We start from the raw sequence: 21179 nt of genomic DNA, 5'->3' as shown, positions 1-21179 counted from the left end.
CGACCCCGTTCGTCACGCCTCACGCCCGTCCAGCCCGTCCAACTCCGCGAGCAGCCACGGTAGTTCAGGCGGCCACACGGACTCCGCTGCGTCGGCCAACTCCTTCCGGGTCCACCACTTCCAGCCCAGCATGCCCTCCTCGCTGCGCAAGGCGCGGAAGTGGTCGCCGCCGTCCGGCTCGCGGCGCGGCCCGTACGCCACGTAGATGTGCTCGTGCTGACGGACGGGGACATCCATGCGCGTGAAGTCGTGCTCCCAGGTGCACAGCAGGGGCCCGGGGGTGATGTCGGTCCAGCCGGTCTCCTCGCGGAGTTCCCGCAGGGCGCCCTCGCGTGGGCTCTCGCCGGGTTCGAGACCGCCGCCGGGCATGGCCCAGTGGATGCCGACCTCATCGTTGTCGTACCGGAAGAGGAAGACGGAGGCCTCCGGGTCGAGTACGGCGATACGGGCGGCCGGACGTGGGGTGCGCGGTTCGAGGGACATGCCCGCAGGTTAGAACCTGTCCTGGTCGATCGTGGCCGGGTGCGACCGAGAACGTATCCCGATGTGAGCTGCTGCGCCGGCAGTTCGAGCTGACCTGGTCGCTCTTCGAGTACCACCTGGAGTGGCTGGAGCCCGAGGGCGCGTCATGCCGGGCCGAATCTGAACCAGACGTGTCCGCCGTTCCGGCACGGCCTGCACGTCCGGCGAACTGCGCTTGGGGCCCTTCGCCGTGCCACACCGGCCTCGGCACACTGTCTGGCGTTGGCCAGACTTCTGAAGTACCTTTGAAGTCATGACCACCACGCCGGTTGAAGCGAACTTCTCGGAGTTGATCCAGAAGCCCAAGGACACCGTCGCCCGCATGCAGGGGAGCACGAGCAGAGGTATACGCCTGCACCGCCGAGACGACGAAGACCTCTACCTCACCACCGCGGCTCAGGCCGAAGACGCTGTGCACGTCGTCGACTCCACCACCCGCATCTTCGTTGCCATGATGAAGAGCGACCCGCAGGCGGTGAAGATCCTCACGCGCGTCTTCCCGGAGGCTTTCCCCTGGGTGAGGTTCCTGCCCGAAGCAGCCGTCCGTGAGTTCCTTGTCGACTTCGTAGAAACCGCGCGCGCAGCTGTCGACCTCGACAACATCAGCCTGCTCGCCCCGGTCATCGCCGCATGGAAGTCGACCGCACTCATCCATGCCGACAAGCATCTGCACCGCGAGCTCACCACTCCGGCCGGCGAGGATCTCGGCCCCGTTGAGCCCCCGGAGGTTCCCGGCGAGTGAGCCCGAAGAAGGGGGACCCGGTCGCACCGCGGCCAGGCAAGGACGAGTACGAGATCCGGTACGGAGAGACCGCGACGGCCCCGGGCGCACGCCCGGGGCCCTACTGTTCGTGTCCACGCCGGCTTGGTGGGGCGGTCACGTCTCCAGCCATCTCGCCGCGTCCGAGTCGCGCCGCTGGGCGCAGCCACGGCCTGAGGCGCAGAAAACGCAAAGTCCGCTTTAGTTCTGCGTCGGTCTCATGCGTGAAACCAGCCGTCGACGGTGGCGCGGTTCGCCGCGGTCCGGCGGTGGCCGGGCCGCGGCGAGGGCCGGATACGGCCGGGGATCAGGATCCGGTGAGGGAGATGGCGAGGTCCGTGATGTTCAGCGGGAACTGGCCGATGGATGTGGCCTGGCCGGTGAAGACGTTGATGCTGTACAGCGAGGGGGTGCCGGCGCCGGACGGGGCGAGGGAGGCGAAGGCGGCGTTGTCGACCGTCTTCCCGCCGGACAGGGTGCTGTAGATGTCCATGCCGGCGTTGATTCCGGCGTTGATGCCGAGGCTGCCGGTCGGGGCGAGCGTGCCGTTGTTCGCCGGGGACTGGAGGACGACCTGGTCGCTGGTCGTGTTGATGTCGACCAGTGTGGTCGCGGTGGACGCGTTGAGGTCGTTGTTCGTGTAGGCGGCGGCCGAGACACCCTTGGTCGTGCCCTCGATCGGCGGGGTGGTGAGGTTCAGGTCCTGGATGGTGCTGTGGTCGTTGAGGTTGTGCCGCAGGTTCTGGCCGTTGTCGCTGATCACGCGCAGGCGGTCGGCCGCCGGGTTGAAGTCCACGCCGAAGTTCGCGCCGTTCAGCGCGTACTGGAGCTGGGACACCTTGGTGACCACGACGTCCATGGTGCCCGACGGGAGTTTGATCGTGTAGATGCCGCCCTTGTTGCCGACGCCGTACATCAGGCCGTCCTGCACCCGGAAGTCGATCCCGATCAGACCGGTGTCGCCGCTGAGGCCGGTGACGGCCCTGACCCAGTCGAGCACCTGCGGCCGGTCGGTGGTGAACGTGGCCATCAGGGTGCCGTCGCCGGTGATCCCGAACGCGCGCAGGCTGGGCGTGGCGGCGGTGGCGGCGGCCGAGCCGGTGCCCGGTGTGCCCAGCATGAGCGCCGTCGACGTGACCACGACCGCGACTGCCGCCATGATTCTCTTTCTCGTGCCTGTTTTCATCGAAGTTTCCCTCCCGTATGGGCGAGCGCCATGTGAGGCGCCTGGCTGAGAATTCCCCTGCTCCCGCCCGTACTGATTACCGCAGTCATGCCGGAGTCGCCGAAATGATTCCGTCGGCGTTCCCCCTACGGGCGTGTACGCGGTTCTCATTAAGGACGCTTCACACCTCCTCCACAAGCGGAAGTGTTGACGAGAACGCCCCGATCCGGGAATTTTGCGCACTGTGACAAAAGCCCTGTCGGTATACTTGCCGCCGTTTTGTGCGGAGTGATGAACGCCGTCCGGATCTCGTCTGTCGGCCGTTCGTCCTGAATGACATGCTCGCGTTCATGGGGAACCTCTTCGCCGAGCTGGCCCGGCAGGCGTCGACCAACGCCCGCCGTGAGGTCGAGACATACACACGTGAGATCCCGGAGTTCGGGTTCCTGGACAGGGACCCCCGGGCATGGGCCGAGACGCTGGAACACTCGATGTGGCTCCGGCGTCGTACCGTCGAACTGTCGCCGGACAACAGTGAGTTGAGCGGAGACGATCTCGGCTACATCGCGTCGATGGGCGAGCTGCGGGCAGGTGCCGGGATGTCGCTCGACGCGCGCCAGCGGGTGCTGCGCGTGCACACCGAGCTCATGCTGCGTGAGATCAACGAGGCGAGCGAGGCCCAGCGCGGCGGCAGTGTCGACGAACTCATGCGCATGATGACCTGGTTCGCCCCGCAGGGCGAACGCGGCATCGGTGCCTACCGCCAGGGATTCGTGCGCGTACTGCGCCGCCGAATTCCTTATACCGAGCAGGTCGCCCTGCTGGCCCGGTCATTGCTGAACGCAGATCCGATTTCGGCAGAACTCGCCGAGGCCGTCGACATGGAACTGCCGGATCACTGCGCGGTGACGGTGTTCCGGCTTCCGGATCGGCCCACCATCGATCCTTTTCTGGAAAACGAGATCGGGATGCTGGTGAAGAGCCACCGGGCGCCGGTCATGTGGGGACCGGAGGGCGGCGACGGGAGCGGTGAGCTGATCGCCCTGTTTCCTCTGTCCTCCGGCGCCGCGGCAGCGGAAGATGCACCGCCGCACGTTGTTCCCGACCTCTTGCCGGACCTCACTCCCGACCACCTGCCGGATCTCGTACGGGACTTCGCCCGCGCCCTCGGCCGCCCCTGCGCCGTCGGCACGGCCACCGCACCGCTGCCGGAACTGGCCGACGCTCTGGACCGCTCCCGGCGGATCAGTCGAGCAGCCCCGCTGTGCCGGGCGTCCGCCCGCCTGCGGCCGTACACCCTGGCAGATGTGTTCGTCGAACTCGCCGTCGCGGACGTGCCGTTCGTCGACGACTGGCTCCGCACGATGACCCGTCGTCTGGAGACCGGCCCCGACCTCCTCGCCACCCTCGACGCGTACTACCGCCACGACATGCACCGCGGTGCCACGGCGACCGCGCTCAACGTCCACACCCGCACCCTGGACTACCGCCTGCGCCGGGTCCGCGAGCTCACGGGTATCAACCCTGGCTCGACACGGGGCGTGCGCGCGCTCAGTGCCGTCGTCACCCGGCACCTGTCGGGAGCGTGGCACTGAAGGCGTCGGACGCGTCGGACCGGTGGCCGCCGAGTGTGATACCGCGCGTCTCGCGCTACTCGTGAACTCTGCTGCGGACCAGCCGAGTTGGGGTGGCGATGTATCGCTGGGCTTCTACCTCGACCGGGCGTGGCCCGAAGCCCTCGCGGGCCGTGTGCTGCTGGCGCTGCTGCTCGGCTCGGGCTGGACAGGGAAAGCCAGTTGAGGCGCCAGAGCCCCCAGCCGTACTCGCACGGCCAGGGGCTCTGTCAGCAGGCAGGCGAACCTCAGACGCTCACGCCGAAGTCCTGGGCGATCCCCACGAGGCCCGAGGCGTAGCCCTGGCCCACCGCGCGGAACTTCCACTCGGCGCCGTTGCGGTAGAGCTCGCCGAAGACCATGGCGGTCTCCGTGGCGGCGTCTTCCGAGAGGTCGTAGCGGGCGATCTCCGTGCCGCCGGCCTGGTTGATGATGCGGATGTAGGCGTTGCGGACCTGGCCGAAGTTCTGGGAGCGGGTCTCGGCGTCGTAGATGGAGACCGGGAAGACGATCTTGTCGACATCGGCGGGGAGGCCCGCTAGGTTGACGTTGATCGCCTCGTCGTCGCCCGCGCCCTCGCCGGTGCGGTTGTCGCCGGTGTGGACGATGGTCTGGTCCGGGGTCTGCTTGTTGTTGAAGAAGACGAAGTGACCGTCGGAGTAGACCTTGCCCTCGGGGTTGACCGCGATGGCGGAGGCGTCCAGGTCGAAGTCGGTACCGGTGGTGGTGCGGACGTCCCAGCCGAGGCCCACGGTGACAGCGGTCAGGCCCGGAGCCTCCTTGGTGAGCGAGACGTTGCCACCCTTGGACAGGCTTACAGCCATTGTTGGGAGTCCTTCCCTCGTTGACGTACGACAAGTGCGGTGCGTTGAACTCAGTGCTTCGTACGGGGACGAAGCTACCGTCACTTCTATGAACGTCGCGGGGGGTCCCCCAGGTTCCGCCCACTTTACTTTCTTTACCCGAGAGGCCCAGGGCCCTGGAAAAAGCGCGTGACGTGGACCGGACACACGCGCGACCATGGAGCCATGCCTGGTCCCTACGTCATCCGCGGCTCCGTCTCGCTCCCCGAGGCCGAGCTGGCGTGGCGTTTCTCGCGCTCCTCGGGGCCCGGTGGCCAGCATGTCAACACGAGCGACTCGCAGGTGGAGCTGCGGTTCGACCTCGCGAAGACGGAGGCCCTGCCCGAGGTGTGGAAGGCCCGCGCCCTCGAACGGCTCGCCCCGAAGCTCGTCGACGGAGTCATCAGCGTACGAGCCTCCGAACACCGTTCCCAGTGGCGCAACCGCGAGACAGCCGCCGTCCGCCTCGCCGCCCTGCTCGCGGAAGCCACCGCCCCGCCGCCCAAGCCCCGCCGGCCCACCCGCATCCCCCGTGGCATCAACGAACGCCGGCTGCGGCAGAAGAAGCAGCGGTCCGACACCAAGCGCGGTCGCTCCGGGCGCGATTGGGGACCGTAAGCGACTCTCGCGGGACCGCATGCGATCTGGCGGGACCGCATGCGATCTGGCGGGACCGTGAGCGATCGGATTTCTCCGGTTCAGTCACCCCAACTGCCGGTACCGCCCCTTGAAGTACGCCAACGGCCCCCCGTCCGCACTCGGCACCGACGCCGTCAGCACCCGCCCGATCACCAGCGTGTGATCGCCCGCGGGCACCCGCTGCTCGGTCCTGCACTCCAGGGTCGCCAGGGCGCCGCCCACGAGGAGCGCCCCGGAGGCCTCTCCGCGTACGTACGGAATGTCCTCGAAGAGGAGGCGGTCGGAGATACGGCCCTTCATGGCGAAGCGGCCCGCGATATGGCGTTGGCTCTCGGAGAGGACCGAGACCGCCCACAGGGGCTGCTCGGCGAGCAGGTCGTCCATGCGTGAGCCGTCGCGCAGGCTGACCAGGACCAGGGGCGGGTCCAGGGACACGGACATGAAGGCGGTAGCCGTCATCCCGACGTCCTCACCGCCCGGCCCTTCGGGATCCAGCGCGGGCTCGTGCGCGGTCACCAGCACCACGCCCGCGGCCAGCCGGGACATGGCGGCGCGGAACTCTTCGTCACTCACCCCATCAGCATGCCCGGCGGCGGTGGGGGTCAGGGGCGCGCGTGGGGCAGGAGGAGTCGTCAGCACGCACAAGACGCTAATCTCCTCCCTCCGGTCCGTGCATCGGACCAGCGCCCGAGCCGGGTCCTAGGACCGCCGTCCGACCGATGTCCGACCGATGTCCGGCCACCGAAGTCCGACCTATGTCCGGCCCCCGACGTCCGGCCGGCGATCGTCCCTGGTGCGGTAACCTCACAGGCTCCACTTATTCGCGTTCGGTAAACGCACGGTGAAAAAGCAGAAACTTTACTCAACTGCTCATCTTTGGCTGTGACTTGACTCACAAGGGCCATATTTTGTTGACCCTGTGTACCGAGTGGGCAGCGCGCTGTGATTCAGTGGCGGGGACGCTGTAATCGATAGGCGATCCAGGGATCGGCCAGGCGATCAGGAAGCGACCAGTCAACAGTCGGTAGTCGATCAGTACAGACGAGAAGACAGGCGAGAAGCCCGGACAACTCTGGAGTTGCTGTCGAGGTCTCGGGGAGAGCGAGCATGGAGACCGAGTCGGAGCCGTACGTCCGTCTTGCGACCCTGCGGCAGCTGCATCAGGTCATGGCCGACATGAACACGGCACGCAGCCTGGCCGACACGCTGCAGACCGTCGCCGACGGAGTCGTGACGGGCCTGGGTTACGAAATCGCCGCCGTCAATCTCGTACGCCCCGACGGGGACCTCGTCGTCGCCGCCTTCGCGGGCAACTCCGCCGCCGAGGCGCTCATCACCGGCCGCGTCGGCTCCCGTGCCTCCTGGGAGCGCCGGCTGAGCATGGGCGAGGCCTGGGGCGACCTGCGTTTCATACCCCACACCGAGGGCTGGGTCCTCGACGACGACGACGTTCCCCAGTGGTACACCGACGGCCCCGCGCCCCGCTTCGAGGACGAGTGGCACCCCTCCGACCGCCTCTTCGCGCCCATGTACACGCCGGGCGTGCCCGGTGGCGCCTGCGGTGAGCTGATCGGCGTGCTCTCCGTCGACCGCCCGCGCAACGGACGGCTTCCCGGCGCCTGGGGGCGCGAGGCCCTGCAGATGTACGCGTTCCAGGCCGCCATCGCGATCAGCAACGCCCGGCTCAGGGCCAACATGCAGCGCGCCCTCGTCCGCTTGGAGCGGGAGCAGCAGGCCTTGCGTGCCAGCGAGGAGAGCTTCCGCCAGGCCTTCGAGTACGCCCCCTCCGGCATGGCCATCGCCGAAATGGGCGGCGACCAGCACGGGCGCATCCTGCGGACCAACGACGCGCTGTGCCGCCTCCTCGGCCGCCCCGCATCCGCGATGCGCCGCTACTCCTTCTCCGACCTCGTCCACCCGGAGGACATCGGCACCCTGCTGCGCACGTCCGCGGAGGGCGGGCGCGCCGAACTGCGGCTCGGGCGCCGCGACGGGACGTACGTCTGGGTGTCCCTGCGCAACAGCGTGGTCGCGGACGCCACCGACGGGCCGCGCTTCCTGCTCACCCACGTCGAGGACATCGAGGAGCGCAAGCGCCGCGAGCTCCAGCTCGCCCACCGCGCCTCGCACGACTCGCTCACCGGACTGCCGAACTCCGCCGAACTGCGTGCCCGGCTCTCCGCCCGGCTGTGCAGCCGCCCCGCGTCCGTGGCCCCCAGCCCGGTGGACACGCTGGACGCGGCCTATGCGCAGCACGGTGAGTACGGGGAGCGCGACTTGGTGCCCGCGTACGACGCGGACGGGCACGGTTTCGACTTCCGGCCGGGTCCCGAGGCCTTCGACGCGTACGACCATCACGTGCACACCGTCGCCCCGCAGGGCGAGACGGACGACGGCACGAAGGGGCTCGCGGTGCTCTTCTGCGACCTCGACGGCTTCAAGTCGATCAACGACCGCTTCGGACACAACGCCGGCGACGCCGTGCTGATCGAGGTGGCGCGGCGGCTGGGCAGCGGTGTACGGGACGGGGACACGGTCGCGCGGCTCGGCGGCGACGAGTTCGTGGTCCTCGCCGACGGGCTCGGCCGAGCCGACGCGCAGGACCTCGCGGTCCGGCTGCGCAACGAGATCATCCAGCCGATCCGGGTCGACGGCCGCGCGATGCGGGTCGGTGCGAGCTTCGGCATCGGATGGGCACATTGCGGGATGACTGCGGACGAAGTGTTGAAGTCCGCTGACGAGCGGATGTACGTAGAGAAACGGTCTCGTCCCAAAGCACATCGGCGTGCGGGCTGAGCCGCAGGTCAGTGGGTGTGTGCGAGCTGATTCACCCGTTTGGGCCCTGTGGAGCGGGTAGGCTCGCCCTTCTACTCACCTATCGCATCTGGACCCGCACCCGCTAGGAGCACCAAGGGATGACGCCCGGCAACAACGGCGCGAGCACGCCCGAGGACGACGACCCGTTCGGCTATCTGTACGCCGACGGTCAGGCCGCCGGAGCCACGCCGCCCGACGGAGGCGGCGGCTATGGCTACCCCGGTTCGGTCAACCGGGTGCGGGCGGTCGGCGAGCGCAAGTACGGCCAGCAGGCCCACCAGGCTTCCCAGACAGCCCCGACCGCGCAGTACGCGCAGGCTCCGGCACAGCAAGGTCAGGGCACGTACGGTCAGTCCCACTACCAGGCCCCGGAGACGTTCCCCGGCGGCGCGTCCACGACCCGTACGCCCCTGCCGGGCAGCGGCGGTGCCGGTAGCGGTGGCGGCCGTGGCCGTGGTCCGAACACCAAGGGTCTCCTGATCGGTGCGATCGCCGTGGTCGCGGCCGTCGTGATCGGCATCGGCGTCGCGATGCTCAGCGGCAACGGCGACGAGGACTCCGGCGACAACGAGGCGGGTCCGGCCCCGACGGCGGGGCAGAGCACCGAGCCGAGCGCGTCGGCTTCGAAGCCTGCTCAGGACGAGGATGTGAAGCTGCCGAAGATCGACGCGAAGGCCCTGCGTCTGGAGGGCGGCACGACCATCGACACCCAGTTCGACGGCGCCAAGGCGGGCGGCGGTGTCTATGTGACGGGCTTCAACAAGGTCGGCGCCAAGGTCGTGTGGACCGTCAAGGACATCGAGAAGGCCGGCTCCTACCGGCTGGACGTGCGCTACGGCATCCCCGGTGTCGACGCCAACGCGACCGTCGTGGTCAACGGCAAGGCGAACACCTCGCCGCTGAACATGAAGAACTTCATCGGTGAGAAGCAGGCCCCGAAGGGTGACTGGGAGAAGGGCTGGCAGACCACCTGGGCCCCGGTCAACCTGACCAAGGGCTCCAATGTCATCGAGATCGCCTGCGCCGAGGGCAACCAGTGCGACGCGGTGCTCGACCAGCTGTCGCTGAGCGAGCTCAAGTAGTAGCGAGCTCAAGAGTCAGCACTACAGCCTCCTGGAACGGACACAGTTGGGGGCCGCCGGTAGCGGCGGCCCCCCAACTGTCTTGAACCCCGGTTTGTTGTGGTTCCCCGCCCCGCGTCACGGCCCGGGGCGCGTCACCGTCATCCCCAGACGGCCATGCTCTTCACCGGCCAGGGAGTGTTGTCCGAGTAGTGACCCGTCTTGATGTCGAAGTGGGCGCCGTAGCAGGACGCGTCCTTGTAGACCGTGATGAGCTTGCCGGTCTGGTTGGACACCGAGCGGCCGCTGCGCGGGTAACACCCGTTCGACTTGTTGTACGAGTGCTTCACTCCGCCGAAGTTGGTCTTCGTCCATGTGCAGACGTATCCGCTCGCGCACCTCGTCGCGGCGGTTGCCGACTGGGCGGTGGTGAGCGGCAGCGTGGCGGCAAGCGCGACGCCGGCCAGTGCGAACAGGCGCAATCTCATGGTGAGTTGCTCCCCCTTGTTGATCGTGATCGGTCGTCCGTCATCTTCCCGATCTTGAGGCGGAAGGACAACCGGATTGTGGCCGAGCCACCAGGACCAACAACGAGTGGCTGAGCGGGGTCAGCCGAGCGATGCCGTCAGCGCCCTCATCAGGCGTACGACACCCGCCGGGCCGTCCACCACCAGGTCCGCCCGCTTCTCCAGCTCCGTCACCTCGTTGCTGCCGCTGCACACCAGCAGGCCGGGAACGCCGTTCGAGCGGAGTTCCTCGACCGCGGCGAACGCGGGGAGGTCGCCCAAGTCGTCGCCGGCATATGCCACCGCCCCGGCGTCGATCTCTCGTACGTACTCGCGGAGCGCTACGCCCTTGTCCATGCCCGGCGGGCGCAGCTCCAGGACCAGACGGCCCGGTTCGACGACCAGGCCGTGGCGGGTGGCAAGGTCGGTGAGGGGTTCGCGCAGGGCGTCGAAGGCGGTCTGTGGGTCCGAGGCGCGGCGGGTGTGGACGGCGACGGCGCGGCCCTTCTCCTCGATCCAGGTGCCCTGCCAGGCGCCGGAACGGTCGAGGACGCCGGGCAGTTCGGCGCGGACGGCGGCGACGCCGGGGTGGGGCGGGGGCGCCGTGACGGTGCCGGTGACCGCGTCCCAGCGTTCGGCGCCGTAGTGGCCGAGGACGACCAGGTGTTCAAGGCCGGGTACGTCCGCGAAGCCGCCGTGGCGGACCGCGACATCGGCCGGGCGGCCGGTGACGACGGCGACGGAGGCGACCTTCGGGGCGAGGCCGGCGAGCGCCGGCACCGCGTCGGGGTGGGCGCGGGCCTGCTCGGGGTCGGGGACGATCGGGGCGAGGGTGCCGTCGAAGTCGAAGGCGAGTACGGTCCGTTCTGGTCGCGCGAGGATGGCGTCGAGGCCGTCACGTCCGGCCGGCGTCGCAGGAGTCGGCAATGGCGTCGGGGTCTTTGAGGGGTCCGCTTGGCTGCCCATACGGCGACCCTATCCGTCAGCGATCTGTCAGCGCTCGGCCCGGCGAGCGTCCCGTATTCGACGCAGCCGGTTCACGGTCACCGGGTCATGGGCCAGAGCGCGCGGCGCATCGAGCAGGGCATTCAGCAACTGGTAGTACCGAACCGGCCCCATTCCCAACTCCTCCCGTATGGCCCGCTCCTTGGCCCCGGGCGAAGCCCAGCCACGCCGCTCCAGTGCGAGTACGTCACGCTCCAGCGGGGTGAGCTCTTCTGCCATGCCTCGCACGGTATACCCGGCTCAGTCAGCCTGCCCCGCCCCGAGGGGCCGCAGCTCCTATGGAGGCGGCAGGCCTCCTAGGGGCGCGGGGAACTGTGTGACCGGCCACAACAAACCCCGCACCCGCCAAACGACATCGAGCACCGAGCACCGAGCACCAAGCCATTGGGCACCGCGCAAAACCAGCGGAGCTACTCCGCGCCGTCGGCCGCCGAGGCCGACCGCTGCAGCGACTCGAGAACCGCAGCAGGCCGCGCATTCGGCCCCACCGCCTTGCCGATCTGCTGCTTGATGTCGGCGCTGACCTGCGCCCAGGACGTCTTGGCGACGGGATACAGCTCGGCGTTCTCAAGCTCGGACAGGAACGGGTCGAGATCCTTGTCGTTCTTGTCCTCGGCCATCGACTCGGAGGCGGACGTGGTCACGGGCAGCAGGTTGTACTCGTGGGAGAACTCGAGCACGTTCTTCTCGCTGTAGACGAAGTCGAGGAACTCACCGATCTCCTCGCCGTTGCCGTTCTCCTTGAACGCCATCATCCAGTCGGCGACACCCATCGTGGCCTTGGCCCTGCCGTTGATGCCGGGCATCGGCACCATGCCGTAGTCCACGCCCTTCTTCTCGGCGGCCTGCATCAGCGAGGGGTGACCGTTCAGCATCCCGACCTCGCCGCGCGTGAACGCCTCGAAGGCGTCGGCACGGTTGAGCTTGCCGGGCGGCGTCGGCCCGGTGAGGCCCTTGCCCACCAGGTCGTTCTTGAGCCAGTTGAAGGTCGAGATGTTCTCGTCGGAGTCGAGGCCGTACGAGCCCACGGTGCCGGTGTACCCGTCGCCGCCGCTCAGCAGCCACATCAGGGTCTCGGCCTGGGCCTCCTCGGGTCCGAGGGGCAGCGCGTACGGCGTCTCGACACCGCGGGACTTCAGAGCGCTGGCAGCGGCGGCCAGTTCACTCCAGCTCTGCGGCGGGGTGAGGCCGGCCTCGTCGAAGAGCTCCTTGTTGTAGAACAGCAGCCGCGTCGAGGAGGCGAACGGCATGCCGTACTGCACCCGGCCCACCTCGCCCGCCTCGGCGAGTCTCGAGACGAAGTCGGCCTGGACGGGTATCGAGAGCAGTTCGTTGACCTCGTACAGCTGCCCCTTCGCGGCGTAGTCGGCGTACGCGCCGATCTGCGCCATATCGGGCGCCTCCCCGTCGGCGACCATCTGTTTGACCTTGGCGTCGACCTCGTTCCAGGAGTAGACGCTGACGTCGACTTCTATGCCGGGGTTCTTTTTCTCGTATTCCTTGACCAGCTTGTCCCAGTACTTCTGGGAGCTGTTCGCCTCGGAGTCGCCGTAGTCGGCGGCCACCAGCTTGAGCGTGGTGTTCGGGGTGGCCGCGGTGTCGCCGGAGCAGCCGCCGAGTGCCGCCGTCATGCCCATTGCGGACACCATCGAAATGAAACCTGTCACTCGTCGCCGCACCGCTGTTTTCCCCATCTGTCGTACTCGTCGCGGAAGTTGAAGCCGGATAACCGGAATGCCAAGGTCTACAATACCCGAGTGGACTAGACCTCTCGTGGGGTAAGGGGCGAGACTGTATTCCGTGAGACACGTCATCGCCCTCGATGTGGGCGGCACCGGGATGAAGGCCGCCCTCGTGGGGGCGGACGGCGCACTGCTGCACCAGGCCCGCCGCGCAACGGGCCGGGAGCGCGGCCCCGACGCCGTCGTGGAGTCGATCCTCGGCTTCGCGGCCGATCTACGCGCGCACGGCGAGCGTCACTTCGGCGAGCCCGCGTCCGCCGCCGGCATCGCCGTCCCCGGCATCGTGGACGCCGAGCGGGGTCTCGCGGTGTACGCGGCCAACCTCGGCTGGCGTGACGTACCCCTGCGGGATCTGCTCGGCGAGCGGCTGTACGGCGTCCCGGTCGCCCTCGGCCACGATGTGCGCACCGGCGGCCTCGCCGAGGGGCGGCTCGGGGCGGGGCGGGGAGCCGACCGGTTCCTGTTCGTGCCGCTCGGAACCGGGATCGCGGGCGCGATCGGTATCGACGGCCGGGTGGAGGCGGGCGCGCACGGCTTCGCGGGCGAGATCGGCCACATCGTCGTACGGCCCGGGGGCACCCTGTGTCCCTGCGGGCAGCGCGGCTGCCTGGAGCGGTTCGCTTCCGCGTCGGCGGTGAGCGCGGCCTGGGCCGAGACGTCCGGTGATGCCCAGGCGGACGCGGCCGACTGCGCGAAGGCCGTGGAGTCCGGGGACCCCCGGGCGCTCGCGGTCTGGCAGGAAGCGGTGGACGCGCTCGCGGACGGCCTCGTCACCGCGCTCACCCTGCTGGACCCGCGCACACTGATCATCGGTGGCGGCCTGGCCGAGTCGAGGGAAACCTTGTTCACACCGCTACGGGCGGCGGTCGAGCGCCGGGTGACCTTCCAGAAGCTGCCCGCGATCGTCCCGGCGGCGCTCGGGGACACGGCCGGCTGCCTGGGCGCCGGGCTGCTGGCCTGGGACCTGCTGGCCACCACACCTACTGCCCCCTCGGAGGTAACCACCTGATGGCCACTAGCAAAGTGCTCGCCGGTGCCCAGGTGGTACTGCCCACCGGGATCGTGGACGGCGGACGCGTGATCGTCGACGGTACGCGTATCGCCGGGAGCGTTCCCTCGGACGCCGACGTACTCGACCTGACCGGCCACTGGCTGGTGCCGGGTTTCGTCGACATCCACAACCACGGCGGCGGAGGCGCGTCCTTCACCTCCGGGACGGTCGACGACATCCTCAAAGGCGTCCACACGCACCGCCTGCACGGCACCACGACGACCGTCGCGTCGACCGTCACCGGCGACATGGACGCACTAGCCCAACGCGCCGGGCTGCTCTCCGAGCTGGCCGAGCAGGGCGACATCGCGGGCATCCACTTCGAGGGACCGTTCATCTCTCCGTGCCGCAAGGGCGCGCACTCCGAGGAGCTGCTGCGCCACCCGGACCCGGCGGAGGTGCGCAAGCTGATCGACGCGGCCCGGGGTCAGGCCAAGATGGTGACGCTCGCCACGGAACTGCCGGGCGGCGTCGACTCCGTACGCCTCCTCGCGGAGCACGGGGTGATCGCGGCGATCGGGCACACGGACGCGACGTACGAGCAGACGGTGGAGGCCATCGAGGCGGGCGCCACCGTGGCGACGCACCTCTACAACGCGATGCCCGTCCTCGGTCACCGCACTCCGGGCCCGATCGCCGCGCTCCTGGAGGACGAGCGGATCACGGTCGAGCTGATCAATGACGGTACGCATCTGCATCCGGCGTCCCTCCAGCTGGCGTTCCATCACGCGGGCGCGGGCCGGGTGGCGTTCATCACGGACGCGATGGACGCGGCCGGTTTCGGCGACGGCCGTTATCTGCTCGGCCCACTGGAGGTCGAGGTGAGCGAGGGTGTGGCGCGACTGGTGGAGGGCGGCTCGATCGCGGGCTCGACCCTGACCCTCGACCGTGCCTTCAAGCGGGCCGTCACCGTGGACCGGCTGCCCGTCGAGGACGTGGTCGCCGCCATCTCCGCCACCCCGGCCAGGCTGCTCGGCCTGCACGACCGGGTGGGCTCGCTGGAACCGGGAAAGGACGCGGACCTGGTGATCCTGGACGCGGACTTCGCCATCAAGGGTGTGATGCGCCGGGGGGAATGGGTGGTTGAGCCCCAACTGGGCTGATTCTGCCGTTTGTTGAGTCGGGCGGCTGGCCTGCGGAACTGGGCCGACCGCCGTCACCCTGGCATGATCGGTCATCCGGACAAGGGAAGCACGCACTCGGGGGAGGTCGGCCCAGGTGATCCTCACGGTCACGCTGAACACCGCTCTCGACATCACCTACCACGTACCGTCCCTGCGCCCGCACACCTCGCACCGCGTCACCGAGGTGACCGAACGCCCCGGCGGCAAGGGCCTGAACGTGGCCCGGGTGCTGGCGGCACTCGGCCACGAGGTGACCGCGACGGGTTTCGTGGGCGGGGAGACCGGGCGGGCCCTGAAGGACCAGCTCACGTCCACACCGGGGGTCGTGGACGCGCTGGTCCCGGTGGCGGGCCCGACCCGCCGCACGATCGCGGTGGTCGACACGACGACCGGTGACACGACTCAACTCAACGAGCCGGGCCCGCTCGTCTCCCCCGCGGAGTGGCGCGCGTTCCAAGACGCGTACGAGGACGTGCTGCCCGCCGCCTCCGCGGTAGCCCTGTGCGGCAGCCTCCCGCCCGGCGTCCCGGTAGGCGCGTACGCCCAACTGGTCCGCGCGGCTCGGTCCATGTCGGTCCCGGTCCTCCTCGACACCAGCGGCGAACCCCTGCGCCGAGGCGTCGCCGCCCGCCCCGACCTCGTCAAACCGAACACCGACGAACTGGCCGAACTCACCGGCTCCCACGAGCCCCTCCAGGCCACGCGGGACGCCCGCCGCCGAGGCGCCCACACGGTAATCGCCTCCCTGGGCCCGAAGGGCCTCCTGGCCCTGAACGCGGAGGGCCACTGGCGAGCGACCCCGTCGGCCCCGGTCGACGGCAACCCGACGGGCGCGGGCGACTCGGCGGTCGCGGGCCTGCTGTCGGGCCTGGTGGAGAAGTTGCCGTGGACGGCACAGCTGGCCCGCGCGGTCGCGTTGTCGACGGCGACCGTACTGGCGCCTGCGGCGGGCGAGTTCGACCGTCGGGCGTACGAGGACCTGCTGGGGCAGGTAACGGTCACAGCCGAGGCAGGCGCGGCTTGACAGCACTGTCCACGCACGGTCGGCATGCGGCGCCCCTATAGGGGCGCGGGGCTGTGACATATGCGGCTTCGCCGCGGGGCGCGACCAGCCACGACGAACCCGCGGCGTTCAACCCGCCTCACCAGTGGAGCTAACTCGCAGCGCGCAGCGCGTCCAGTTGGTCCAAGAACCACTGGGCCGGTGGAAGCGCGGTAGCCGCGGCGGCCAGCCGCTTGGTGCGCTCCGCCCGCTCGTCCAGCGGCATCGACAACGCCTCATGCAGGGCGCGGGCGGTGTCCGAAACGTCGTACGGGTTCACCACAATCGCGTCCTCGCCCAGCTCCTCGTACGCCCCCGCCTCCCGCGAGAGCACCAGCGCGCACCCCGCGTCGGAGACGACCGGCACCTCCTTGGCGACGAGGTTCATCCCGTCGCGGATGGGGTTGACGAGGGCCACGTCGGCCAGCCGGTATGCGGCGAGCGAGCGGGCGAAGTCGTCCTTCAGGTGGAGCACGACCGGGGTCCAGCCAGGCGTCCCGTACTGGGAGTTGATCTCGTCCGCGAGCCGTTGCACCTCGGTCATGTAGTCGCGGTACACGGCCAGGTCCTGCCGCGAGGGATACGCGAGGGCCACGTGCACGACGCGCTCACGCCACGACGGCTGGTCCTCAAGGAACTGCCGGAACGCAAGCAGCCCCCGCACGATGTTCTTCGACAGCTCCGTCCGGTCCACCCGCACGATCGCCTTGCGGCCCTCGCCGATCTGCTCGCGCAGCGAAACCATGCGTTCGTCCACGTCGGCCTCATGGGACCGCTTCCGGAGGAAGTCCCCGTCCGCACCGAGCCCGTGCACACCGATCCGAGTTCCCGACGGAATGCCGGGCCCCAGCACGGCATGACAGCAGTCGGTGAACGCGTCCGCCCACCGCTGGGTCAGGAACGCGGCCCGGTCGGCGCCCAGGATCCCGCCGAGCAACTGCGCGGCGATGTCGTCGGGCAGCAGCCGGAAGTACTCCGGCGGAGCCCACGGTGTGTGCGAGAAGTGACCGATCCGCAGGTCGGGGCGCAGTTCGCGCAGCATGCGGGGCGCCAGCGTCAGGTGGTAGTCCTGCACGAGCACGGCGGCGCCCTGTGCCGCCTCCTCGGCCAGGGCCTCGGCGAAGGCCCGGTTGTACGCCTCGAAGGATGCCCACTGCCTGCGGAACTCCGCGTCGAAGGCCGGCTCCAGGGGCGTCTGGTACAGCATGTGGCTCACGAACCACAGCACGGAGTTGGCTACGCCGTTGTACGCGTCTTCGTGCACGTCGGCGTCGATGTCCAGCATCCGTACGCCGGACTCGCCGACTCCGCGCCGTACCGCCTCCCGGTCGCCGTCGCCGAGGGCCGAGCAGACCCAGAGCGCGTCCGCCTCCGGCCCGATCGCGGAGAGGCCGGAGACCAGTCCGCCTCCGCCTCGCTTGGCGGTGAGTGTTCCGGCCTCGTCCAGGGCGTACGAGATCGGGCCTCTGTTGGAGGCGACGAGGATCTGGGCCTGCGTTGATGCCATACGGCTCAACTTAGCCCAGCGTCGTCTCGCTCAAACGTGCGCCTCAGCCGTATACAAGCGTGAGAGCGCCTGAGAGCCCGGGACGGGGTGTCGTTCGGCGGCTGCGGGCGTTGTGGCTGGTCGCGCCCCCGGCGGAGCCGCTCATGGCACAGCCCCGCGCCCCTGAAAGGGGGCCTGCGGCCCCCTTTCAGGGGCGCTGTCGTCAGGCGGCCTTTCGAGTCGCGTACTCCTCGATCTCCGCCATCGGCGGTCGTTCCTCCGTGTCCACGGAGTGCGTACGCGGTGCGAAGCCGCGCTCGACGCGTTCGAACTGCGTGATCCGAGGCCGGACCAGATGCCCGCGGGCCAGTCGCAGCTGGGCCGTGCGGTAGATCGCGGCGGCCATGCGGCCCAGCGCCTGACCGTCCTGGTGGCGGTGCTTGCGGACGCCTACGTCCACCTGGGCGAGGGCGTCCAGGCCCACCAGGTGCAGGGCGTCGACCAGCATGCCCAGCTCGACGCCGTATCCGACGGGGAAGGGCAGCTGTTCCAGGAGGGAGCGGCGGGCCGCGTACTCCCCGCCGAGCGGCTGCACGAAGCCGGCCAGTTGCGGCCAGTGCATGTTCAGGATCGGGCGGGCCATCAGTTCCGTCACGCGGCCGCCCTGACCTGCGGCGGTCCTGCCGGAGGTGGGGTCGCCCGGCAGGTTCAGCGGGCGGTCGTACATCGCCTTGACGAGGTCCACGCCCGGTTCGGTGAGCAGCGGACCGACGATCCCCGAGACGAAGTCCGCGGAGAACTCCTTCAGGTCCGCGTCGACGAAGGCGATGATGTCGCCGCTCGTGACCAGCAGCGAGCGCCACAGGACCTCGCCCTTGCCGGGGACGGCCGGCATGCGCGGGAGTATCTCGTCCCTGTGCACGACCCGGGCCCCCGCGTCGGCGGCGACCTCGGAGGTACGGTCGGTCGAGCCCGAGTCGATCACGACGATCTCGTCGACGAGGGGGACCTTCTTGGTCATCAGCTCACGGCGGATCACGGCGACGATCTCGCCGACGGTCTCCTCCTCGTTGAGCGCGGGCAGTACGACGCTCACCGTGGAGTTGGCCGCGCGCTTCGCGGCGATGAGCTTCTTCAGCGGGCGGTCGCCAACGGACCAGGAGCGCGTGTTCAGCCAGCGCTCGACGTCTTCCAGCACGTGCGGCTCTCCCTTGACATTGGACCGGGTTCGCGAGTGCCCGCTGGGGCAGCAGCTCGTGTGACTGTCATCTCGCGGTTCGGACTGGTCTCACCACGATCCAGGCCTTCGGTTACAGTCTTGAACAACGCTGATGACCATCGCATGTCGCGGGTCGTTGAGCCGACAACCACATACACACAACCGAATAGCGCTCATCCAGAGGGGCAGAGGGATACGGCCCGTTGAAGCCCCGGCAACCCTCCAGCCGGTTCTCGTACCGATCGAAGATGATCGATTCCGCGAGGCTCCCGGCTAGTGAAGGTGCCAAATCCGTCTCACGGCGAGATGCGTCGTGAGGAAGATGAGGAGAAAGGGCCTCGCCTCACATGGCTGCGCAGACAGTTGCAAGCACCACGAACGCTGAAACCTCCGCCGACTCGGCGGCCCCCACGAACTCCGTGGACACCCCCTCCGTAGACCTAGGCCCCGCCGCCGCGCTCTCCTGCCGCGAATGCGGGCACCGCGTCCCGCTCGGCCCCGTCTTCGCCTGCGAGGAGTGTTTCGGCCCGCTGGAGATCGCGTACGACTTCTCAGTCAACTCGGTGGATGACACCGAGGAACTCCGTAAGCGCATCGAGGCGGGCCCCGCGAACATCTGGCGGTACGCGCCTCTCCTGCCCGTCCCCGCGGACGTGGCCACCAAGCCGAACATCAACCCCGGCTGGACGCAGCTCGTCAAGGCCGACAACCTCGCACGCGAGTTGGGCGTCGACACCGGCAAGCTCTTCGTGAAGGACGACTCCGGCAACCCGACGCACTCCTTCAAGGACCGCGTCGTCGCCCAGGCTCTGGAGGCCGCCCGCGTCTTCGGCTTCACGACCCTCTCCTGCTCCTCGACGGGCAACCTCGCCGGTGCCGTCGGCGCCGCCGCCGCCCGCGCCGGCTTCCGTTCCTGCGTGTTCATCCCGCACGACCTGGAGCAGGGCAAGGTCGTCATGGCCGCGGTGTACGGCGGAGAGCTCGTCGGCATCGAGGGCAACTACGACGACGTGAACCGCTTCTGCTCCGAGCTGATCGGCGACCCGGCCGGCGAGGGCTGGGGCTTCGTCAACGTCAACCTGCGCCCGTACTACGCCGAGGGCTCCAAGACCCTCGCGTACGAGATCTGCGAGCAGCTCGGCTGGCAGCTCCCCGACCAGCTGGTGGTGCCCATCGCCTCCGGCTCGCAGCTCACGAAGATCGACAAGGGTCTGCAGGAGCTCATCAAGCTCGGGCTCGTGGAGGACAAGCCGTACAAGATCTTCGGCGCCCAGGCCGAGGGGTGCTCGCCGGTGTCCGTCGCCTACAAGGCGGGCCATGACGTCGTACGGCCGCAGAAGCCGAACACGATCGCGAAGTCGCTCGCGATCGGTAACCCCGCCGATGGTCCGTACGTGCTGGACATCGCGCGGCGTACGGGTGGCGCGGTCGAGGACGTCAACGATGAGCAGATCGTGGACGCGATCAAGTTGCTGGCGCGGACCGAGGGCATCTTTGCGGAGACCGCCGGTGGTGTGACGGTGGGGGTTGCGCGCAAGCTGATCGAGAACGGTGTGCTGGATCCGAGCCTCACGACTGTCGTCCTGAACACGGGCGACGGTCTCAAGACGTTGGATGCGGTGGCCGGGACCGGGCTCACCGCCACGATCCGACCCAGCCTGGAGTCGTTCCGAGAGGCCGGCCTCGCGTAGCGCTTCGCGGGAAGGGCTGTATTCAGGCTGCAGGCCGGTGGGGCTGGTCGCTCCCCCACTCTCGACTTCGCTCGAGCGGGGGACCCCCATCGCGGCGGAGCCGCAAATGTCACTCCCCCCGCGCCCCTGGCGGGGCGCTCCAAATCTGACCGGAGGTCATAACCCGATGAGCGTCAACGTTCGCATCCCCACCATCCTTCGCACCTACACCGGCGGTCAGGCCGAGGTCGCCGCTGAAGGGGCGACCCTCGCCGAGGTCATCGCCGACCTGGAGAAGAACCACACCGGTATCGCTGCGCGTGTCCTGGACGATCAGGGCAAGCTGCGTCGGTTCGTCAACGTGTACGTGAACGATGACGATGTGCGGTTCGAGCAGGGGCTGGAGACGGCGACGCCCGAAGGGGCCGGCGTCTCGATCATTCCGGCCGTCGCCGGAGGCTGACCATCCGGTACAGTGCCGGAGGCTGATCGTTACCGTCGGTAATGCAGGTCACTGAGAGTTCATCGAATTGCCCCCTCCGTGAGTTAAACGGAGGGGGCAATTCTGTATGGTTGAGCGCGGTACAGTTGGGGAACTTGGTGCTCCCCCGGGCCGAATGCATGTGCATTCCTGTCGGATGCCCGATAAGAAGTAGCCAAAGTGTGTGGGTCTTTTGCGTCTTTTGCTCCTTTTATGGAGCCCGACTTGCCCCCCTCTAGGGTGAATTCTCCGTACATTCCGGATCGGCCATGCCCAGATTTCTCGTCCGATTGACCTGTTGCAGACGGCAGTTGGGCAGATACATTCAGCCGCGGTCGACGCGTTCCGGCGCACACCCCCAACCGTTGGGGGGTGAGGTCTGACCCGGATCCGCGAAGTGTGGATCTGTGCAAGGGCCAGTAATAGGGGAGTTA

Annotated in this window: 20 protein-coding genes, 2 pseudogenes and 1 riboswitch; of the genes and pseudogenes, 12 read left to right on the top strand and 10 right to left on the bottom strand. The window is 68.8% G+C overall.

The features are described from left to right. Positions 1–12: 12 nt before the first annotated feature. Positions 13–471 (bottom strand): annotated as a pseudogene (locus ACFYO0_RS25455) (NUDIX hydrolase); the annotation flags it as partial. An 80-nt stretch (positions 472–551) separates the two neighbouring features. On the opposite strand from ACFYO0_RS25455, the pseudogene ACFYO0_RS25450 reads away from it, so the two are divergent. Together ACFYO0_RS25450 and ACFYO0_RS25445 are read left to right on the top strand one after the other, a co-directional pair. Continuing rightward, positions 552–620 (top strand): annotated as a pseudogene (locus ACFYO0_RS25450) (DinB family protein); the annotation flags it as partial. A gap of 155 nt (positions 621–775) precedes the next feature. Continuing rightward, complete coding sequence (locus ACFYO0_RS25445; protein WP_388680095.1) at positions 776–1264, top strand: hypothetical protein; 489 nt, start codon at positions 776–778, stop codon at positions 1262–1264. Positions 1265–1589: 325 nt separating this feature from the next. Here the strand turns inward: ACFYO0_RS25445 and ACFYO0_RS25440 are convergent, their stop codons facing one another. After that, positions 1590–2441 carry a DUF4394 domain-containing protein gene (locus ACFYO0_RS25440; RefSeq protein ID WP_388680093.1) on the bottom strand — a complete coding sequence of 284 codons (852 nt, stop codon included), beginning with the start codon at positions 2439–2441 and terminating at the stop codon, positions 1590–1592. Between the two features lie 356 nt (positions 2442–2797). Between ACFYO0_RS25440 and ACFYO0_RS25435 the strand changes: the two genes are divergently transcribed. Both ACFYO0_RS25435 and ACFYO0_RS25430 read left to right on the top strand, forming a co-directional pair. Then, complete coding sequence (locus ACFYO0_RS25435; protein WP_388680090.1) at positions 2798–4042, top strand: PucR family transcriptional regulator; 1245 nt, start codon at positions 2798–2800, stop codon at positions 4040–4042. A 61-nt stretch (positions 4043–4103) separates the two neighbouring features. Then, complete coding sequence (locus tag ACFYO0_RS25430) at positions 4104–4247, top strand: hypothetical protein (RefSeq protein ID WP_388680087.1); 144 nt, start codon at positions 4104–4106, stop codon at positions 4245–4247. A 61-nt stretch (positions 4248–4308) separates the two neighbouring features. Here ACFYO0_RS25430 and ACFYO0_RS25425 read toward each other — a convergent pair whose 3' ends face one another. Then, positions 4309–4884 carry a TerD family protein gene (locus ACFYO0_RS25425; RefSeq protein ID WP_386354595.1) on the bottom strand — a complete coding sequence of 192 codons (576 nt, stop codon included), beginning with the start codon at positions 4882–4884 and terminating at the stop codon, positions 4309–4311. 204 nt (positions 4885–5088) lie between these two features. Between ACFYO0_RS25425 and arfB the strand changes: the two genes are divergently transcribed. Further along, the gene (gene arfB, locus ACFYO0_RS25420) at positions 5089–5520 is read left to right on the top strand and encodes an alternative ribosome rescue aminoacyl-tRNA hydrolase ArfB (RefSeq protein WP_386354598.1); all 432 of its coding nucleotides are present in this window, start codon (positions 5089–5091) and stop codon (positions 5518–5520) included. 84 nt (positions 5521–5604) lie between these two features. Here arfB and ACFYO0_RS25415 read toward each other — a convergent pair whose 3' ends face one another. After that, the gene (locus tag ACFYO0_RS25415) at positions 5605–6180 is read right to left on the bottom strand and encodes a flavin reductase family protein (protein WP_388680083.1); all 576 of its coding nucleotides are present in this window, start codon (positions 6178–6180) and stop codon (positions 5605–5607) included. A gap of 468 nt (positions 6181–6648) precedes the next feature. On the opposite strand from ACFYO0_RS25415, the gene cdgB reads away from it, so the two are divergent. Then, positions 6649–8337, top strand: coding sequence for a diguanylate cyclase CdgB (gene cdgB, locus ACFYO0_RS25410; RefSeq protein WP_388680080.1), 1689 nt, complete (start codon positions 6649–6651; stop codon positions 8335–8337). Positions 8338–8456: 119 nt separating this feature from the next. After that, the gene (locus tag ACFYO0_RS25405) at positions 8457–9440 is read left to right on the top strand and encodes a CBM35 domain-containing protein (protein WP_388680077.1); all 984 of its coding nucleotides are present in this window, start codon (positions 8457–8459) and stop codon (positions 9438–9440) included. Positions 9441–9580: 140 nt separating this feature from the next. On the opposite strand, the gene ACFYO0_RS25400 is transcribed toward ACFYO0_RS25405, so the two are convergent. From ACFYO0_RS25400 to ACFYO0_RS25385, 4 genes are all read right to left on the bottom strand, one after another. Beyond that, positions 9581–9907 (bottom strand): peptidase inhibitor family I36 protein, encoded by a 327-nt coding sequence (locus tag ACFYO0_RS25400; RefSeq protein WP_388680075.1) that lies wholly within the window; start codon positions 9905–9907, stop codon positions 9581–9583. Between the two features lie 120 nt (positions 9908–10027). Next, positions 10028–10891: a trehalose-phosphatase gene (otsB, locus tag ACFYO0_RS25395; protein WP_388680072.1), complete on the bottom strand. Its 864-nt coding sequence runs from the start codon at positions 10889–10891 to the stop codon at positions 10028–10030. A 27-nt stretch (positions 10892–10918) separates the two neighbouring features. Then, positions 10919–11149, bottom strand: a complete 231-nt coding sequence (locus tag ACFYO0_RS25390; RefSeq protein WP_386354617.1) for a DUF3263 domain-containing protein — start codon at positions 11147–11149, stop codon at positions 10919–10921. A 191-nt stretch (positions 11150–11340) separates the two neighbouring features. Further along, complete coding sequence (locus tag ACFYO0_RS25385) at positions 11341–12579, bottom strand: ABC transporter substrate-binding protein (protein WP_388680068.1); 1239 nt, start codon at positions 12577–12579, stop codon at positions 11341–11343. 151 nt (positions 12580–12730) lie between these two features. Here ACFYO0_RS25385 and ACFYO0_RS25380 point away from each other — a divergent pair, with 151 nt between their 5' ends. The 3 genes from ACFYO0_RS25380 to ACFYO0_RS25370 all read left to right on the top strand — a co-directional run bounded on the left by ACFYO0_RS25380 (position 12731) and on the right by ACFYO0_RS25370 (position 15871). Then, positions 12731–13681 (top strand): ROK family protein, encoded by a 951-nt coding sequence (locus ACFYO0_RS25380; RefSeq protein ID WP_388680065.1) that lies wholly within the window; start codon positions 12731–12733, stop codon positions 13679–13681. After that, the gene (gene nagA / locus ACFYO0_RS25375) at positions 13681–14826 is read left to right on the top strand and encodes an N-acetylglucosamine-6-phosphate deacetylase (protein WP_388680062.1); all 1146 of its coding nucleotides are present in this window, start codon (positions 13681–13683) and stop codon (positions 14824–14826) included. Before ACFYO0_RS25380 ends, nagA begins: the two co-directional genes overlap by 1 nt. Positions 14827–14941: 115 nt before the next feature. Beyond that, positions 14942–15871, top strand: a complete 930-nt coding sequence (locus ACFYO0_RS25370) for a 1-phosphofructokinase family hexose kinase (protein ID WP_388680059.1) — start codon at positions 14942–14944, stop codon at positions 15869–15871. 130 nt (positions 15872–16001) lie between these two features. Here ACFYO0_RS25370 and ACFYO0_RS25365 read toward each other — a convergent pair whose 3' ends face one another. Beyond that, a complete protein-coding gene (locus ACFYO0_RS25365; RefSeq protein WP_388680056.1) occupies positions 16002–17396 on the bottom strand; it encodes a trehalose-6-phosphate synthase in 1395 nt (464 codons plus the stop codon). Positions 17397–17598: 202 nt separating this feature from the next. Beyond that, positions 17599–18573 carry a glucosyl-3-phosphoglycerate synthase gene (locus ACFYO0_RS25360; protein ID WP_388680054.1) on the bottom strand — a complete coding sequence of 325 codons (975 nt, stop codon included), beginning with the start codon at positions 18571–18573 and terminating at the stop codon, positions 17599–17601. A gap of 191 nt (positions 18574–18764) precedes the next feature. Further along, positions 18765–18923: riboswitch (SAM riboswitch) on the top strand. 18 nt (positions 18924–18941) lie between these two features. Between ACFYO0_RS25360 and thrC the strand changes: the two genes are divergently transcribed. Together thrC and ACFYO0_RS25350 are read left to right on the top strand one after the other, a co-directional pair. Continuing rightward, entirely contained in the window at positions 18942–20285 is a 1344-nt protein-coding gene (thrC, locus tag ACFYO0_RS25355; protein WP_388680051.1) for a threonine synthase, read from the top strand. Between the two features lie 166 nt (positions 20286–20451). Then, a complete protein-coding gene (locus ACFYO0_RS25350; protein WP_046258800.1) occupies positions 20452–20727 on the top strand; it encodes a MoaD/ThiS family protein in 276 nt (91 codons plus the stop codon). The last annotated feature ends 452 nt before the right edge of the window (positions 20728–21179 follow it).

Origin of the sequence: Streptomyces sp. NPDC006365, assembly GCF_042870755.1 — a bacterium.
GTDB classification, from domain to species: Bacteria; Actinomycetota; Actinomycetes; order Streptomycetales; family Streptomycetaceae; genus Streptomyces; species Streptomyces xiangluensis.
Note: the sequence above shows the minus strand (reverse complement) of the source record. Positions and strands in the feature narration are given on the sequence as shown.

Coding starts and splice junctions, on each gene's coding strand:
- ACFYO0_RS25445 (WP_388680095.1), top strand. CDS start 776: ATGACCACCACGCCGGTTGAAGCGAACTTCTCGGAGTTGATCCAGAAG.
- ACFYO0_RS25440 (WP_388680093.1), bottom strand. CDS start 2,441: ATGGCGGCAGTCGCGGTCGTGGTCACGTCGACGGCGCTCATGCTGGGC.
- ACFYO0_RS25435 (WP_388680090.1), top strand. CDS start 2,798: ATGGGGAACCTCTTCGCCGAGCTGGCCCGGCAGGCGTCGACCAACGCC.
- ACFYO0_RS25425 (WP_386354595.1), bottom strand. CDS start 4,884: ATGGCTGTAAGCCTGTCCAAGGGTGGCAACGTCTCGCTCACCAAGGAG.
- arfB (WP_386354598.1), top strand. CDS start 5,089: ATGCCTGGTCCCTACGTCATCCGCGGCTCCGTCTCGCTCCCCGAGGCC.
- cdgB (WP_388680080.1), top strand. CDS start 6,649: ATGGAGACCGAGTCGGAGCCGTACGTCCGTCTTGCGACCCTGCGGCAG.
- ACFYO0_RS25405 (WP_388680077.1), top strand. CDS start 8,457: ATGACGCCCGGCAACAACGGCGCGAGCACGCCCGAGGACGACGACCCG.
- ACFYO0_RS25400 (WP_388680075.1), bottom strand. CDS start 9,907: ATGAGATTGCGCCTGTTCGCACTGGCCGGCGTCGCGCTTGCCGCCACG.
- otsB (WP_388680072.1), bottom strand. CDS start 10,891: ATGGGCAGCCAAGCGGACCCCTCAAAGACCCCGACGCCATTGCCGACT.
- ACFYO0_RS25390 (WP_386354617.1), bottom strand. CDS start 11,149: ATGGCAGAAGAGCTCACCCCGCTGGAGCGTGACGTACTCGCACTGGAG.
- ACFYO0_RS25385 (WP_388680068.1), bottom strand. CDS start 12,579: ATGGTGTCCGCAATGGGCATGACGGCGGCACTCGGCGGCTGCTCCGGC.
- nagA (WP_388680062.1), top strand. CDS start 13,681: ATGGCCACTAGCAAAGTGCTCGCCGGTGCCCAGGTGGTACTGCCCACC.
- ACFYO0_RS25365 (WP_388680056.1), bottom strand. CDS start 17,396: ATGGCATCAACGCAGGCCCAGATCCTCGTCGCCTCCAACAGAGGCCCG.
- thrC (WP_388680051.1), top strand. CDS start 18,942: ATGGCTGCGCAGACAGTTGCAAGCACCACGAACGCTGAAACCTCCGCC.
- ACFYO0_RS25350 (WP_046258800.1), top strand. CDS start 20,452: ATGAGCGTCAACGTTCGCATCCCCACCATCCTTCGCACCTACACCGGC.